Consider the following 15,761-nt stretch of genomic DNA (forward strand, 5'->3'; position numbering starts at 1 on the left):
CGGGGGCCGCGCGCCGCGGCCCCCTGCCTGCCGCCCGGCCCGTCAGCCGTTGATCCAGCCGTTGACGATGTCCGGGTTCTCCTCGATCCACTCCTCGGCGACCTCCTGCGGGTCGCGCTTGTTGGTGAACATCTCGACGATCCAGCCGTTGATCTCGTTGCCGTTGAACTGCACGTTCTTCAGCATCTTCGCCACCGCCGGGTTGCGCTCCCAGAGCGACTTGGAGAAGGCGACATAGATGTCGTTGGGCGCGATCACGCATTCGAAATGCGAGACCTCGAGCCAGTTCTCGGCGTCCAGATCGACATCCTCGCAGCCATCGAAACGCTCCGGCTCCTCGAGCGCGGTGAGGTCGTACTGCACGTGCAGCGCCTCCGGGGTCCAGTGGTAGAAGAGCTGCGGCTTGGACGAGGCATAGGCCGCGGCGAGCCCGGCCTTGAAGGTGTCGGCCGAGACGATGTTGGGCTCCCAGAGCCCGTCGAGCCCGTAGGACTTGAACTTGATCTGCCAGCGCTTGGTCGAGGCCCAGGTCACGTCGCCGGCCCAGTACTCGCCGAGCCCGTCGCCGTCGGTGTCGAACATCGCCGCGATCTCGGGGTTGTTCAGGTCGTCGATGGAGCTTACCCGGTCGGCCATGTAGGACGGCACGTAGAGGTTCGAGGTGCCCTTGTAGGGCTGGTTGTGGTCCACCGTCTCGTTGTCGACGATGTACTGGTCCCAGGCGGCCTGCCAGTTCGGCATCCACATGTCGGTGTGCACGTCGATCGAGCCGTCGCCCTTGTCCATGCCGGCGAAGATCACCGGCTGCTGGTTCATGCCGGTGACGATCTCCGCCTGCGAGCCCATCGGCCCGTTGATCACCGCCGCCAGCACATGGCCGATGGCGCGGGCGCCGTTCCAGCTCAGATCCGAGATCATCACCTTCTCCTGCGCCCCGGCGAGGCTGGTGCCGGCCAGCAGGGCGATCGCGGCATACTTGCTGATGGTCTTCATGTGATACTCCTTGTTGTCGTTGTCGTCGTTGCCGTGGGTCTTGCGTCAGATCCGGCTGAACGAGGCCCGGATCCCCTTGAGGATGCGGTCGATCATCATCGCGACCAGGGCGATGGCGATGCCGGCGAGCAGGCCCTTGCCGGCCTGCGCATCGCCGAGCGCGGCGGTGACGATGGCGCCCAGCCCCTCGGCGCCGATGAAGGCCGAGATCGTGGCCATCGAGAGCGCCAGCATGATCGTCTGGTTGAGCCCGGCCATGATCGAGGGCACCGCCATCGGCAGCTCGACCTTGGTGAGCAGCTGCCGCTCCGAGGCGCCGAAGGCCATCGCCGCCTCCTTGGTGGTCTCGGGCACCTGCAGGATGCCGAGCGCGGTGAGCTTGATCATCGGCGGCATCGCGAAGACCACGGTGGCGATCACCGCCGGCGGCTGCGAGATGCCGAAGAAGGCGACGGCCGGCACCAGGTAGCTGAGCGAGGGGATGGTCTGCATCACGTCGAGGATCGGCTCGGTGATCCAGCGCGCCCACTTGTTCTTGGCCATCCAGATCCCCACCGGCAGGCCGATGATCACGCAGAGCCCGGTGGCCACCACCACCAGCGCCATGGTCTGCATCGCCACCTGCCAGAGCTCGAAGACCGCGAGGAAGCCGAGCGAGGAGGCCACGAAGAGCGTCGTGCCCGGCCCGGTATAGGCCCAGCTCAGCGCGATGAAGAGGAAGGCGATCACCGGCCATGGGGTCTGCATGAAGGCGGTCTCGACCAGGATCAGCGACTGGCGCAGCACATGCGTCATCGCATCGAAGATCCCGGCGAAGGAGGCGCGCAGATAGTTGATCGAGATGTCGATGCTCTCGGCGCTGTAGGTGAAGATGTTGACCACCCTGCCCTCGACCGGCGGCTTCACCTCGCGCAGCACCATGGTGGCGCCGGTGTCGCCGGCGGCGATGGCGGCCTCGTCGGGCACCCGGCGATAGATCACGTCGGCCGGCGGCTCGATCCGTGCCAGCGTCGGGAAATCGTCGATGAACCAGCAGTCGAAGCGGTCCTTCAGCGAGATCCCGGCAACCTCGTCGATGGTGCGGATGTCGCGGTTGACCCCGCGCAGCTCCTTGCGGATGGCGGCGCGGCGCGCCTTCTGCGCCTGCGTGCGCTCGGCCAGGGCATCGATGGCGGCCCGCTCGCCGGCGAGCGTCTCGGCCTGCGCCGCCAGCCCCGCCCGCAGCGCCGCGGCATCGGCGGCGCCGCTGGCCGCCAGCATCTTCCCGAGCTCCTCGACGGAGCGGATCTGCTTGAGGCAGGCGCGCTCGTCGAGCCGCTGCTGCGTCGCGCGGTAGGTGGTGAGCGGCACCACCAGCGCCATGATCAGCGCCGCGAGCACCACCCGCCGCGTGCTGGTGCCGCTGGAGACCTCGGGGCGGATCCGCCAGCGGGTATACTGCGCGTAGTACCAGCGGTTGGCGCTGCTGGCGAGCCAGAGCCGCCCGGCCACGAAGATGATCGCCCCGGCGGTGCCATAGGTCGCGATCCAGCGCGAGTAGCGCTCGATCAGCACCGTGTTCTCCGCCGGATTGGCCTCGGCCTCGGCCAGCAGCGGCGCGAACTTCACCACCTGCATCAGGCAGGTGACGGCGATCACGTCGACCGCCAGCGCGATCCAGAACATCAGCCAGACACCGCGGAACGCGGCCCAGAACCAGGGGACCAGCAGCGCCGGCAGGTTGAGATGCCAGCGCGGCAGGTCGCCCCGCTGGATATGCTCGAAGGCATGCGAGAAATAGCGCTCCTCGCTGCCGGTGAAGGCGCCGACCGAGACGTCGCGGTCGTCGGTGATGCGCTGCTCGGCGCCGGTTCCCTGGGCGATGCTCATTCCGTGCTGCTCCCCTGCAGGCCGTGCAGCAGGGTGTTCTTGTCGACCACCCCCAGCACCTTGTCCTCCGCCTTGATCAGCACCGGCAGATCGGCATGGGTGCTGAGCTCGACCAGCCGGTCGAGATCGTCCTCGGGCCGCGCCACCGGGTGGTCACGCGCGAGGTCGAGCGGCCCGTGCTGCGCCTCGAAGGCGCCCGGCGGCACCATGATCTTGGCCGCCGAGACCAGCTTGAGCCGCGAGATCCCGGCGACGAAATCGGCCACGTAGTCGTCGGCCGGGGCGGTCACGATGTCCTCCGCCGTGCCGATCTGCACGATCTCGCCATCCTTCATGATGCCGATGCGGTCGCCCATGCGGATCGCCTCGTCGAGGTCGTGCGTGATGAAGACGGTGGTCTTCTTCAGGTTGGCCGAGAGGCCGAGGAACTCGTCCTGCAGGTTGCGCCGGATCAGCGGGTCGAGCGCCGAGAAGGGCTCGTCCATCAGCAGGATCTCGGGGTCCGCCGCCAGCGCCCGGGCCAGCCCGACGCGCTGCTGCATGCCGCCGGAAAGCTCCGAGGGCAGGCGGTCGCCATAGCCGTGCAGCGAGACCTTCTCGAGCGCCACATCGGCGAGCTGCGCGCGGTGATAGGCGTCCATGCCCCGCAGCTCGAGCGCGAAGCCGATATTGTCGCGCACCGAGCGGTGCGGCAGCAGCGCCATGTTCTGGAACACCATGCCGATCTTGGTCGCCCGCAGCGCCCTGAGCGGCTCGGTCCGCATCTGGCCGATATCCTCGCCGAGGATGCGGATGGTGCCCGCCGTCGGCTCGATCAGCCGGTTGATGTGGCGCACCAGCGTCGATTTTCCCGAGCCCGAGAGCCCCATCAGGCAGAAGATCTCGCCCTCGCCCACCGAGAAGCTGGCATCCTTGACGCCGACCACCGCGTCATAGCGCTCCAGCACCTCCGGCTTGCCGATGCCCTCGGCGCGGATCGCCGACATGGCCTCGGCAGCGCGGCTCCCGAAGACCTTCCAGACACCTTCCAGTTCGACGACCGCATCGCTCATGCCCGTGCCCTTTCGCGTTTCGGATCGAAGAAGGGGATGTCGCAGACGGTGGCCGGCAGGCGCTTCATGCGCCCGTCGAGCTGGCCCACCGAAAGCTCGGTCCCCGTATCGGCATGCTCCACCGCGATCCGCGCCATGGCGATGGCGCGCTCGTGGATCGGCGACCAGGTGGCCGAGGTGATCGCGCCCACCGGGCGCTCGCCGGCCAGCACGTGATCGCCATGCGCCGGCACCTCGTCGCCCGCCAGCATCAGCCCCCTGAGCATCCGCCGCGGATCGCGCGCATTGCGGGCGAGCGCCGCCTTGCCCGTGAAATCGCTCTTGGCGAGGCTGACCGCGAAGCCGAGCCCGGCCTCGAAGGCGTCCACCCCGGGCGCGAATTCCGCCCCCGCCGCGGCGAGCCCGGCCTCGATGCGGATCGTCTCGAGCGCCGCCGAGCCCATCGGCGCGATGCCATGCGCCGCGCCCGCCGCCATCACCGCGTCCCAGAGCGCCGGGGCATCGCTGCGCGCGCAGAAGAGCTCGTAGCCGAGCTCGCCGGTATAGCCCGAGCGCGCCAGCATGAAGGGGATGCCGTCGCGGTCGTTCAGCCGCGCCACCGTCACGCCGAACCATTTCAGATGCTCGAGCGCCGGCACCGTGGGCTGCGTGAACACGATCTCGCGCAGGATGTCGCGCGAGCGCGGCCCCTGCAGCGCCAGGTTGGGCAGCGCCCCGCCCATGCCGTGGATGCGCGCCTGCAGCCCCTCCGCCTCGGCGATCGCGGCCAGCACCCGCCCGCTCTCCTCGGAGCCGCAGCACCAGCGGAACAGCTCGTGGCCGAGCCGGAACAGCGTGCCGTCGTCCACCACCGCGCCGGCCTCGTCGCAGATCAGCGCATAGGTGCCGCGCCAGACCGCGAGGCGCGAGACGTCGCGGCTGATCGCCCGCTGCAGCAGCCGTTCGGCATCCGGGCCGACGATGTCGTACTTGCGCAGGCTCGACATGTCCTGCAGCGTCGCCCGCTCGCGGCAGGCCCAGTATTCGCCGAGCGTGCCGAGGCCGGGATAGCTCACCGGCGCCCAGAGATCGCGCGCCGCGGCAAAGTGGGTGGTGAGCTTCGAGGTCGCCGGGTGAAAGGCGCTCTCCTGGCTGATCGACATCGCCGCGTCTTCCTTTTCGCGAAACGCAATCGCGCGCCGGATCGGCGCGTCGGGTCGGTAGATGCGCACATGCACATCGGTCGGGTTCCAGCCGTTGATCGGGTCGAGATCGTCCGGGCAGGCGGTGCTGACGCAGACCAGCCGGTCCATCGCCCGGAGCGCGACATAGTCGCCGGGGCGGGAATGGCTCTCCGAGGTCATCAGCCCGTGCGAGCGGGCGTCGATCCAGGTGTTCCAGAAGAAGTTGATCGCCGGCCAGGCCGGGCGATGGCCCACGCCCCAGGGCTCGAGCGCGCCGGAGATGTTGTCCGAGCAGTTGAGATGGCCGGGAAAGCCGCGCTCCTCGTAGCCGCGCGCGGTGCAGGCCATGCCGAAGGTGTCGTGCCGGCCGCAGGTATCCTGCACCAGGTTCATCATCGGGCGCAGATCGCGGTCGAAGAACTTGTCGAGCAGCCCCGGCGCGGGATAGGCGCCGCGCACCATCGAGCGGGTCGCGGTGGTGTCGATCATCATCTCGGCGCCGGTCTCGAGCGGATCGCGGCGCAGCGCCATGAAGTCCGAGCACTGCTGGCCCTCGATGTCGATGATCTGCACGATCTCGCCCGGCTCCAGCTCGTAGGCCCGCGCGGTGCCGCGCCGCACGGTGAACTCCTCGCGCACCTCTCCGAGGGCGGGCGGCAGCGGCACGCCATTGCCATCGGCCGCGCGCTTGAGGGAGATCTCGACGAGCCCGGCGGAGGCGGCGCCGACCAGCTCCGCCGCGGCGACGGGCCGGATCGCCCAGACCGTGCAGGCCGCCGCCGCCTTCAGCACGGCGAGCCCGGCCAGCGGCACCTCGGCCGCGCGGAGCGGCACCGCCGCCGCGCCGCCTTGGCCGGCGATCCAGCCGAGCAGCGGCGCGCTCTCGAAGCTATCGGCGGCGAGCGGCGCATCGGCGGCGAGGCCGAGCAGCCCGGGCCGCGGCTGCCCGCGCCGGTCGAGCACCAGCAGCGCCAGCGCCTGCCCCTGCCCGAGCGGCTGGGCGGCGAGGATGTCGCCCTCCGCCATGTCGAGGCGGAGCAGCGCCCGCGGCGCCAGCAGCTCGCGCAGCGCCGCGGATCTCGGCGGAAACCCCGGGAAGGCCCGGCGCGCGCCGGCATATCCCACATTGCGGAACTCGCGATTGACGGCCTTGTCGAACACCTGCTCCCCCGGGGCATGACGGTTGCCACCGCGCCGCGGGCTCCTCTGGCGAAGCGGCCCGTGACGCTCATGTAACCAGTTTCAACGCAGCCTCCCCCCTGCTGTCAAGGATTTCTTGAAACCGGTTACATAATTGGACTACACTTGCCCGATGACAGTCAGACGCGGAAAGAAGCGGGCCAATCTGCGCGATGTGGCCCGGGCGGCGGAGGTGTCCGTCGCCACGGTCTCGCGGGTGCTCAACACGCCGGATGTGGTGCAGGCCGAGACCAGGCGGCGCGTCGAGGCGGCGATGGCGGAGCTGCACTTCGTGCGCAGCGCCGCGGCGCGGGCGATCAACACCGGGCGCTCGAAGATCCTCGGCGCGCTGATCCCCACCCTCGACAACGCGATCTTCGCCAGCACCATCGACGCGATCGAGAGCCGGCTCGGCGATTTCGGGCTGTCGCTCGTGGTCGCGACCACCGGCGAGGACCCGGAGGTCGAGGCCCGGAAGGCGCAGGGCCTGCTCGATATCGGCGTCGAGGGGCTGTTCCTCTCGGGGATCACGCATCACGACACCCTGCATGCGCTGATCGAGCACACCGCGGTGCCGGCGGTGGTGATCTCGTATTACGACGCGAATTATCACCTGCCCACGATCGGCTACGACAACCGCGAGGCGGGCCGCATCGCGCTGGCGCATCTCGTCGGGCTCGGCCACCGGCGGATCGCCGTGGTGCACAACCCGGCCGAGCACAACGACCGCACGCGCGAGCGCCTGGCCGGCTTTGAGAGCGCGCCGGCGGATGTCGTGCTCACCCGGTTCGAGAGCGCGCTCACGGTGGCCGGCGGGGCGCGGGCGGCGGCGATGGCGCTGGCCTCCGGCGCGCCGTTCGACGCCTTCCTCTGCGCCTCCGACGTGCAGGCCCTCGGCGTGCTCTTCGAGCTGCAGCGGGCAGGCATCGCGGTGCCGGAGGCAGTCTCGGTGATGGGGCTGCACGACCTGCCGAGCGCGGCGGTGACGGCACCCCGGCTCTCCACCGTGCATCTGCCGGCGGAGGAGATGGGCCGGCGCGCCGCCGAGGCGATGGCGGACTGGGTGGAGAACGAGGTCCCGGCCCGGCCGATCTGCCTGCCCACCGCCCTCAAGATCCGCGAATCGACCCGCCGGCGCGGCGGCTGACCCTCCCCTTCCGGGGAGGGCCGCGGGGCTCACTTGCCGGAGCTGCGCGGCCGCATCCCGATCCGCCGGCGCCCGGCGCCGATCAGGCCCTTCAGCCAGCCCGCCCGCCCGAACAGCGAGAGCAGGATCAGCCCGAGGAAGACCAGCGCCACCGGCCGCTCGAGAAAGGCCAGCACGTCGCCCTGGGTGGTCAGCAGCGCCCGGCGCAGCCCGACATCGGCCATGTTGCCGAGGATCAGCCCGATCACCAGCGGCGCCACCGGATACTTCATCTCCTCCAGCAGATAGGCCACCGCGCCGAAGGCGAACATCAGCATCACGTTGAAGGTGTTGAGGCCCAGCGCATAGGAGCCGAGCACCGAGACCACCGCCACCATCGGCAGGAAGATCGAGGCCGGCACCCGCAGCGCCAGCACCGTGAGGCGCACCAGGATCAGCCCGCAGACGCAGATCGCGATCGCCCCCCAGAAGAGATAGGCGCCGATCTGCGCGATGATCTCGGGGTTCTCGCTGGCCAGCATCGGGCCGGGGCGGAGCCCGTGCAGCCACATCGCGCCGAGCAGCATGGCCGCCGGCGGCGAGCCCGGCACCGCGAGCGTCAGCACCGGGATGATGGCGCCGCCGATGCAGGAATTGGCCGCCACCTCCGGGGCGATCACGCCGCGCATGTTGCCCTGGCCGAAGCTGTCGGGATCGTCGTCGGCGCGCTTGGCGGCGTCATAGGAGGCCCAGGCCGCGATATCCTCGCCCACGCCCGGGATCGAGCCGATCCCCACCCCGATCAGCCCGGAGCGCGCGATCAGCGCCTTGCAGCGGCGCAGGAAGCCGAAATCCGGCAGCAGCTTGCCGATCTCGAGGCGCCCCGCGGTCTGCGGGTCGAGGTCGCGCAGCCCCCGCACGATCTGCGGGATCGCGAAGGCGCCGAGGATCACCGGCACGAACTCGATGCCGCCCATCAGTTCCGGCACGCCGAAGGTGAAGCGGTTGTAGCCCTGGATCGTCTCGATGCCGACGGTGGAGACCAGCAGCCCGAGGATGCCCGCGATCCAGCCCTTGGCGGCCATGTCCTCCGAGGTCAGCGAGCCGCAGATCAGCACCCCGAACAGCGCCAGCAGGAAGAACTCGATCGAGGTGAACTGCAGCGCCAGCCGCACCATCAGCGGCATCACCAGCATCATCACCACAAGGCCGAAGATGGTGCCGATCATCGAGGCGAAGGTGGCGTTGGCGATGGCCTCGCCGCCGCGCCCCTGCTTGGCCAGCCGGTGCCCGTCGCGCACCGTGGCGGCGGCCGCCGAGGTGCCGGGAATGCCGATCAGGATCGCCGATTGCGAGGCGCCGTAGACCGCCCCCACATAGGCCCCGATCAGCGCGATCAGCGCGGTCTCCTGCGACAGCCGGAAGGTGATGGTGCTGAGCAGCGCCACCGCCAGCGTCGCGGTCAGCCCCGGCAGCACGCCGAAGACGATGCCGAGCGCGGTGCTGGCGAACATCACCAGCATCGGCACCGGCGACAGCATGCCGGCGATCTCGTGCAGCATGTCGAAGATGTACATTGCGGTGTCCCCCTCTTCGCGGCCGCCCTCAGGGCAGCGGCACCTGGAAGGCGCGGCTGAAGACCTGGCCGACCGCGAGCGGGCCGAGCAGGCTCACCGCCAGGATCAGGCCGAAGCCGCGAAGGTCGAAGAACCTGCCGCCGGGCCGGTGGAAGGCCGCCATCATCGCGAGGCAGAAGAGCGAGGTGGCGAGATAGTAGTTCAGCTTGCCGAGGCCGAGCAGCACATAGGCGCCGATCAGCAGGAGCGCGAGCGCCGAGCGCCAGACCGCGCGGTTGCGCGGCAGCCCGGCCAGCAGCTGCAGCACGCAGGGGCCGAAGCCGCGGAGCGCCCCCTCGCGCAGCGCCCGCAGCGCCACCTGGGCCGCGAACCAGATCAGCAGCACGCCGAGGATGGCGGGGAACAGTCCGGGCGAGAGATACCATTTCGTCGGCATCCCGAAGCTCTTGGTCCAGGGCATCTCGAGCGCCTGCCAGAGCACCGCGCCGCCCAGCACGATCAGCAGGAGCGCGGTGACGAGATCGGCGCGGCGCAGGTTTTCGCGGCTTCCCATGGTGTTTCCTTGTCGTTTCTGCATGGCGGGCGGAAGGGCGCGCAGGGCCCTCCCGCCGCCGCTGTCAGGGCTTGGCGATGCCGAGGCTCGCCGGATCGACCGCGGCGATGCCGAGGTCCTGCAGCGTCCAGCCCACCGCGCTCTCCATGGCGACGAGCCGCGCCATCGCCGTCTCGCCGCGATGGCCCATGATGCCCATGGCGCGGTCGGTCAGCGTCTTGCGCAGCTCCGGGTCCTGCATGGCGGCGTCGAAGGTGGCGTTGAGCACCGCGAGCGCCTCGGCCGGGATATCCGCCGGCACCGCGAAGCCGACCCACTGGCTGGCCGGGATCTTCGCGATGTCGGGGAAGCTGTCGCCGGCCGCCGGGATCGCGATGTCGTCGAGCTGGAAGGGCTCCATCTCGATCACCGCCAGCGCGCGCATCTCGCCGCCGCGCAGGTATTCCGCCTGCTCCGACATGCCCGAGATCACCGCATGGGCCTCGCCCGAGAGCGCCGCGATCTGCGCCGGGTTGCTGCCCTCATAGGGCACCGAGTTGAACTGCACCCCCGCCGCGCGCGCCAGCGCCAGCGCCTTCAGGTGCCAGACCGAGCCGATATTGGCATGCGCCACGTTGATCGTGCCGGGGTTCGCCTTCGCCGCGGCGATCAGCTCGTCGAGCGTCTGATAGGGCGAGTCGGCGCGCACCGCGATGGTGCCCGGCGCCCCGGCCACCATGAACCAGTGCCAGTCCTTCGAGGTCCAGGGCACGAAGCCGAGCACCGCCGCCGACTGCATCGCCTCGGAGGCGCCGAGCAGGCTGTAGCCGTCATGCGGGCGCGACCAGACATGGTGCATCGCCACCGCGCCGCCGCCGCCGGTGCGGTTCTGCACCGCGATGGTGGTGCCGAGGATCTCCTCCATCTTCGCCATCACCAGGCGGTTGGTGAAATCGGTGGCGCCGCCGGGCGAGGCAAAGACCGAATCCTCGATCGCGCGGGCCGGGAAACCGTCGGCCGCGGCCGGTGCGGCAGGCATGAGGAGGGCGGCTGCCGCCGCGGCGGCATGAAGCAGTCGTTTCATGGTGTACTCCCTTGGTGGCCGTTGATGGCGACGGCCCGCGCCTGGAGATCGACTCCGTTGCTTGTCTCTGCCCGGCCGGAACCGGCGGGCGCTGGCGGGGCGCGCGGGCGCCCCGGGGGCTCAGTCTCCTTTCCGCTGGGTTGGCGTATGGCCGCAGGCCAGCGACAGCCGGCTCGCGACGTCCTGCAGGATCTCGGTCACCTCCCCGAGCTTCTGGAGGCTGAGCCTCCAGACCGGGGCAGTGATGCCCGCGGCGGCGATCACGCGGCCGCGGAAGTCGATGACCGGGGCGGCGAGGCAGCGCGCCTCGGGGTCGAATTCGCCATCGTCGAAGGCGACGCCCCTGGCGCGCACGGTCTCGACCTCCTGGCGCAGCGCCTCGGCCTCGGTGATGGTCTTGGCGGTGAAGCTCTCGAAGGGGGCGGTGGCGAGGTATTCCGCCAGCTCGGCTTCGGACAGCCCGGTCAGGATCACCTTGCCGATCGCGGTGGCGTGCCAGGGCCGCTGGGCGCCGACCCGCTCGGCCATGCGCACCGAGGCGCCGCCCTCCACCGTGTCGACGATCACCACCCCCTCGCCGACGCGCACCGCGACATGGCTGCCCTCGCCGCTCAGCCGGCTGAGCTCCTTGAGGAAGGGCCGCGCGATCTGCAACAGCTCCTGCTCGTCGAGCGCGCCGGCGGCGAGGCTGAACAGCCGCGCCCCGATGCGGTACTTCTTGGTCTCCGGGTCCTGGCGCAGGAAGCCCTGCATGTGCAGCGTCTTGGCGATGTGGAAGGCGGTGGAGGAATGCAGGCCCACCGCCTTGGAGAGATCGGCAAGCCCGATCCCCTCCCGCGCCAGCGCAACGGTCTCGAGGATCGTCGCCGCCCGCGCGATGGACTGGACGCCGGTCTCGCTCTTCGCCTCGCGGGGCTTGCCCGCCGGTTTCGCGGCTGTGTCGCTGTTGTCCAAAGCGTCCCTCATTCCATATCTCCAGATCGGATCTCACGATATCGGCCCGGGCCGGCGGTGGAAACCGGCTCCGCTGCGTGCCGGCGCATCACATGTTGAACAGGATCATCCGCTCCTCGGTCATGTCGCGGATCGCATAGCGCGGGCCCTCGCGGCCGATGCCGCTGTCCTTCACCCCGCCATAGGCGAGCTGGTCGGTGCGCCAGGTCGAGGTGCCGTTGACGATCAGCCCCCCGGTGCGGATCGCGCGATAGGCGCGCAGCATCACCGCGTTGGAGGCGGTGAAGATCCCGCATTGCAGGCCATAGCGGCTCTCGCTCACGCTGCGGAACACCGCCTCGATGTCGTCATAGCCGACAAGGCTGACCACCGGGCCGAAGACCTCGTCGCAGACCACCCTGTCGGTCGGCTGCGGATCGGCGATCACCGTGGGCGTCACGGCGGCGCCCTGCCGCGTGCCGCCGGTCAGGATGCGGGCGCCGCCGGCGCGGGCCTCGGCGATCCAGCTCTCGACCCGCCGCGCCGCCGCCTCGTCGATCAGCGTGCCGATATCGGTGCCCTCGGCCAGCGGGTCGCCGGTGACCAGCCGCTCGACCTCCGCCACCACCATCTCGGTGAAGCGTGCGAGCACCGAGCGGTGGACATAGACCGTCTGCACCGAGATGCAGCTCTGCCCGGCCAGGCGCATCGCGTTGCGCGCCACCATCGGCGCGGCACGCTCGAGATCGCCGTCGGCATGGACGATGGTCTGCCCGGCGCCGCCGAGCTCGAGCGCCACGTGGCGCAGCCCGGTGGCCGCCTTGATCGCGGCGCCGGCGCCGGAGGAGCCGGTGAAGGTCACGAAATCCACCCGCGGATCGGCGACCAGCGCCCTGCCGACATCGGCCCCGCCATGCACCACGTTCAGCGCCCCCGGCGGCGCCCCGGCATCCTCGAAGATCCGCGCCAGCCGGTCGACCACGGCCGCGGCCTGCGGCGGCGGCTTCAGCACGCAGGCATTGCCCGCGGCGAAGGCCGGCCCGATCTTGTGGCAGGCTAGGTTGAAGGGCGCGTTGAAGGGCGTCACCGCCCCCACCACCCCCACCGGGAAGCGCAGCATGAAGGCGATCTTGCCCGACCCCATCGCCGAGGCGTCGAGCGGCACGTGGCTGCCCTCGATGCGCACCGCCTCCTCCGCCGAGAGGGTCATGGTGTCCTGCGAGCGGCGCACCTCGCCGGTGGCATCGCCGAGGGCCTTGCCGGTCTCGCGCGCCATGGTCTCGCCGATCTCGCCGGCACGCTCGACGATCAGCGCCGCCGCCCGGTGCAGGATCGCGGCCCGCTCATGCGCCGGCATCGCGGCGACCCCGGGCGCCGCGGCGCGGGCGGCGGCGACGGCGCGGTCCACCACCCCGGCATCGCCGCGGGCGACCCGGGCCACCGCGGTGCCGCGATAGGGATCGGTGGTGACATCGGTGGCGGGGCTGGCGATCCACTCGCCGGCGATCAGGTGGCGGACGTCGATCACGTCCTGCATCGCTTTGGTCATGCCGGGCTCCAGGGCAGGCCGAAGGCGGGCTCGGGGTGGCGCAGCGGCGGCAGCTCCCAGGTCCCGACCGACTGGGGTTTCACGTTGACGTCGACCTCGGCGTCGATGACGAAGGGCTTGTTGGCGGCGATCGCATGGGCCAGCGCATCGCCGAACTCGCCGGCGCTCGAGACCTTGACGCCCTCGACGCCGTGCGCCCGCGCCATCGCGCCGAAATCGGGGTTGTAGGGCGCCTGGTTGTCGCCCGCGGTGAAGCTCGTGTTGAGCTCCCGCCCGCCGAACGGGCCGAGCTGCAGGTCGCGGATCGCCCCCCAGGCGTAGTTGTTCCAGATCACCCAGACCACGGGGATGTCGTATTCCACCGCGGTGCAGAGCACATGCGGGGTCATGGTGAAGCCGCCATCGCCGACCACCGCGACGCAGGGGCTCTGCGGCGCCGCGAGCTTGGCGCCGAGCACCCCGCTCACCCCGAAGCCCATCGCCGAGAAGCCCCAGGTGTTGAGCATCCGCTGCGGCCGGCGGGCCTGCCAGAACTGCATGAACCAGTTGTGATGCACGCCGCTGTCGCAGACCAGGATCGCATCTTCCGGCAGCGCGCCCTGCACCTCGCGCACCACGCGTTCGGGCCGCATCGGCGAGGTGTCGGCAAGGAAGGCGGGGCGGATATGGGCCTCCCACTCGGCCTTCCAGCCGGCGATCCGCTCGCGCCAGTGGGCGCCCCGGCGGCGCGCCGCATCGGCCCCGCCGCGGGCCTCGATCTCCGCCAGCAGCTGGCGCAGGAAGGTCCGGATATCGGCGCAGACGCCGAGCGCGGGGTCGTAGTTCCGCGCGATCTCGGCGACGTCGATATCCACCTGGACCAGCCGCGTCGGCGGGATGTTCCAGCTGTAGCCCTGCTTCCAGGAGCTCGAGGAGCGGTCGTCGAAGCGCGCGCCCAGCGTCAGCAGCACGTCGCAGCGCCGCCCCGCCTCGTTGGCCGCATAGGTGCCGTTGCGCCCGATGAAGCCGAGGCTGAGCGGATGCGCCATGTCGAGCGCGCCCATGCCGTTGGGCGACATCACCACCGCGATGCCGAGCCGGTCGACCAGCTCGGTGAGCTCCGGCCCGGCCTCGGAGAGCGTGACGCCGTGGCCGATGAAGATCAGCGGGCGCTCGGCCGACAGCAGCATCCCGGCGGTCTGCGCCACGTCCTCGGGCGAGGCGCCGAGCCGGTTCACCGGCGCGCCGCCGCGCACCGCCGGCAGCGTGACCGCATCCTCCTCCTGGAAGACGTTGTAGGGCACGTCGAGATTGACCGGCCCGGGGCGCCCCGAGGTCATCAGATGCATCGCCTGGCGCATCGCCACCGGCAGCATGTCGACCCGCGAGGGCTGGAAGCTGCGCTTCACATAGGGCCGCACCACCGAGGGGAAATCGGCCTGGTAGTGGTGGTAGCTCTCCTGGAACGGCCCGCGGTTGAACTGCGAGGTCGGCACGTTCGCGGTGATCGCCAGGAAGGCCGAGCTGTCGGCCTGCGCGCAGGCCAGCGACATCGGCATGTTGGCCGAGCCCGGCCCGCAGCTGGTCAGCGTCGCCACCGGCTTGTGCGCCACGCGGAAATAGGCGTCGGCCATGTGCCCCGCGGTCTGCTCGTGCCGCGGCGAGACGAAGGTGATCCGGTCCTGCCGCTCGTGCAGCGCGTCGATCATCCCGACATTGCCGTGGCCGCAGATGCCGAAGACGTAGGGCACGCCCTCCTGCACGAGGACGTCGGCGATGACGTCCGCACCCTTCATGCGTTTCATGCCACGTTCCTCTCTTCTCCGGCGGCGGCGAAGCGCGCCCAGCCGGCGGCATCCAGCGCGGCGGCGCTCTCCAGCATCTCGGCATCCAGGTTGTCGGAGAGCCCGATGATCTCGAGCACCGGCTGCTCGGCCCAGCCGGCGGCGGCCAGCGTCTCGCCGATGGCGGCGAAATCCATCTCGCCGCGGCCCACCGGATCGTGGCGATAGACCTTGCGGCCGGTGTCGGAGGCATGGACCAGCCGCAGTCGGTCGCCGATGCGCGCCAGCGCCGGCGCCAGCGCCTCGCCGATGAAGAAGCCGTTGGCGACGTCGTAGATCACGCCGAGCTCGTCCGAGCCGTAGGCCTCCACCGCATCCATCAGCCCCGCGGCGTCGGGCAGGAAGGTGAAGGGCATGTTCTCCACCAGCACCTGCACGCCGTGGCCGCGGGCAATCGGCAGCAGCCGGTCGAGCGCCCGGTGGAAATGGCCGAGCCGCTCGCCTTTGGGCATCGGCATCAGCGGGTTGATCTTGCCCGGGCCGAGGATCACGTAGCGCCCGCCAAACTCGCCGGCCGTCTCGATCATCCGCTGCACCAGCGTGAGCGAGAGCTCGCGCGCCTCGGGCGCCGCCGCGGCCAGGTTGATGTCGATATTGGGCTGGTTGACCGATGTGACCGCGATCCCGGTCTCGGCCAGCACGCCGGCCAGCGCGCGCCGGTCGGCAGCGCCCATCTCCGGTGGCCAGAGATGGCCCGGAAACATCATCAGCTCCACCCGGCGAAAGCCCATCGCGGCGGCCGCGCGCAGCGCCTCGGCGGCGGTGTGGCCGAAGGTGTAGCCATAGAGGTTCAGCCCGTAATCGGCTGTCGGCATGACGTGGTCTCCCCTTGTCCCGGGCCCTGCCCCGGGTCTTGTCGCTGGCCGTCTCGCCGGCCCTGT

General features: G+C 70.6%; 12 protein-coding genes. 1 reads left to right on the forward strand and 11 read right to left on the reverse strand.

Going from position 1 to position 15,761, the window contains the following annotated elements; all coding sequences use genetic code 11:
* Positions 1–42: 42 nt before the first annotated feature.
* The 4 genes from QSJ97_RS11650 to QSJ97_RS11665 are packed head-to-tail and all read right to left on the reverse strand — an operon-like array spanning position 43 to position 6,238.
* Complete coding sequence (locus QSJ97_RS11650) at positions 43–993, reverse strand: ABC transporter substrate-binding protein (protein WP_285671937.1); 951 nt, start codon at positions 991–993, stop codon at positions 43–45.
* Between the two features lie 45 nt (positions 994–1,038).
* A complete protein-coding gene (locus QSJ97_RS11655; protein WP_285671938.1) occupies positions 1,039–2,862 on the reverse strand; it encodes an ABC transporter permease in 1,824 nt (607 codons plus the stop codon).
* Positions 2,859–3,914 (reverse strand): quaternary amine ABC transporter ATP-binding protein, encoded by a 1,056-nt coding sequence (locus QSJ97_RS11660; protein ID WP_285671940.1) that lies wholly within the window; start codon positions 3,912–3,914, stop codon positions 2,859–2,861. Before QSJ97_RS11660 ends, QSJ97_RS11655 begins: the two co-directional genes overlap by 4 nt.
* Positions 3,911–6,238 carry a DUF1989 domain-containing protein gene (locus QSJ97_RS11665; RefSeq protein WP_285671941.1) on the reverse strand — a complete coding sequence of 776 codons (2,328 nt, stop codon included), beginning with the start codon at positions 6,236–6,238 and terminating at the stop codon, positions 3,911–3,913. Before QSJ97_RS11665 ends, QSJ97_RS11660 begins: the two co-directional genes overlap by 4 nt.
* Positions 6,239–6,389: 151 nt before the next feature.
* Here QSJ97_RS11665 and QSJ97_RS11670 point away from each other — a divergent pair, with 151 nt between their 5' ends.
* Complete coding sequence (locus QSJ97_RS11670) at positions 6,390–7,403, forward strand: LacI family DNA-binding transcriptional regulator (protein WP_285671942.1); 1,014 nt, start codon at positions 6,390–6,392, stop codon at positions 7,401–7,403.
* Positions 7,404–7,432: 29 nt separating this feature from the next.
* Here the strand turns inward: QSJ97_RS11670 and QSJ97_RS11675 are convergent, their stop codons facing one another.
* The 7 genes from QSJ97_RS11675 to QSJ97_RS11705 all read right to left on the reverse strand — a co-directional run bounded on the left by QSJ97_RS11675 (position 7,433) and on the right by QSJ97_RS11705 (position 15,695).
* Positions 7,433–8,959: a tripartite tricarboxylate transporter permease gene (locus QSJ97_RS11675; protein WP_285671944.1), complete on the reverse strand. Its 1,527-nt coding sequence runs from the start codon at positions 8,957–8,959 to the stop codon at positions 7,433–7,435.
* Between the two features lie 28 nt (positions 8,960–8,987).
* The gene (locus tag QSJ97_RS11680) at positions 8,988–9,512 is read right to left on the reverse strand and encodes a tripartite tricarboxylate transporter TctB family protein (RefSeq protein WP_285671946.1); all 525 of its coding nucleotides are present in this window, start codon (positions 9,510–9,512) and stop codon (positions 8,988–8,990) included.
* A gap of 64 nt (positions 9,513–9,576) precedes the next feature.
* A complete protein-coding gene (locus QSJ97_RS11685) occupies positions 9,577–10,575 on the reverse strand; it encodes a tripartite tricarboxylate transporter substrate binding protein (RefSeq protein WP_285671947.1) in 999 nt (332 codons plus the stop codon).
* A gap of 120 nt (positions 10,576–10,695) precedes the next feature.
* Entirely contained in the window at positions 10,696–11,541 is an 846-nt protein-coding gene (locus QSJ97_RS11690) for an IclR family transcriptional regulator (RefSeq protein ID WP_285671948.1), read from the reverse strand.
* Positions 11,542–11,617: 76 nt separating this feature from the next.
* Positions 11,618–13,057 (reverse strand): aldehyde dehydrogenase family protein, encoded by a 1,440-nt coding sequence (locus QSJ97_RS11695; protein WP_285671949.1) that lies wholly within the window; start codon positions 13,055–13,057, stop codon positions 11,618–11,620.
* Entirely contained in the window at positions 13,054–14,841 is a 1,788-nt protein-coding gene (locus QSJ97_RS11700; RefSeq protein ID WP_285671950.1) for a thiamine pyrophosphate-binding protein, read from the reverse strand. Before QSJ97_RS11700 ends, QSJ97_RS11695 begins: the two co-directional genes overlap by 4 nt.
* Positions 14,838–15,695, reverse strand: coding sequence for a sugar phosphate isomerase/epimerase family protein (locus tag QSJ97_RS11705; protein WP_285671951.1), 858 nt, complete (start codon positions 15,693–15,695; stop codon positions 14,838–14,840). Before QSJ97_RS11705 ends, QSJ97_RS11700 begins: the two co-directional genes overlap by 4 nt.
* Between the last annotated feature and the right edge of the window lie 66 nt (positions 15,696–15,761).

Source organism: Paralimibaculum aggregatum (genome assembly GCF_030270585.1).
Taxonomy (GTDB): Bacteria; Pseudomonadota; Alphaproteobacteria; order Rhodobacterales; family Rhodobacteraceae; genus Thermohalobaculum; species Thermohalobaculum aggregatum.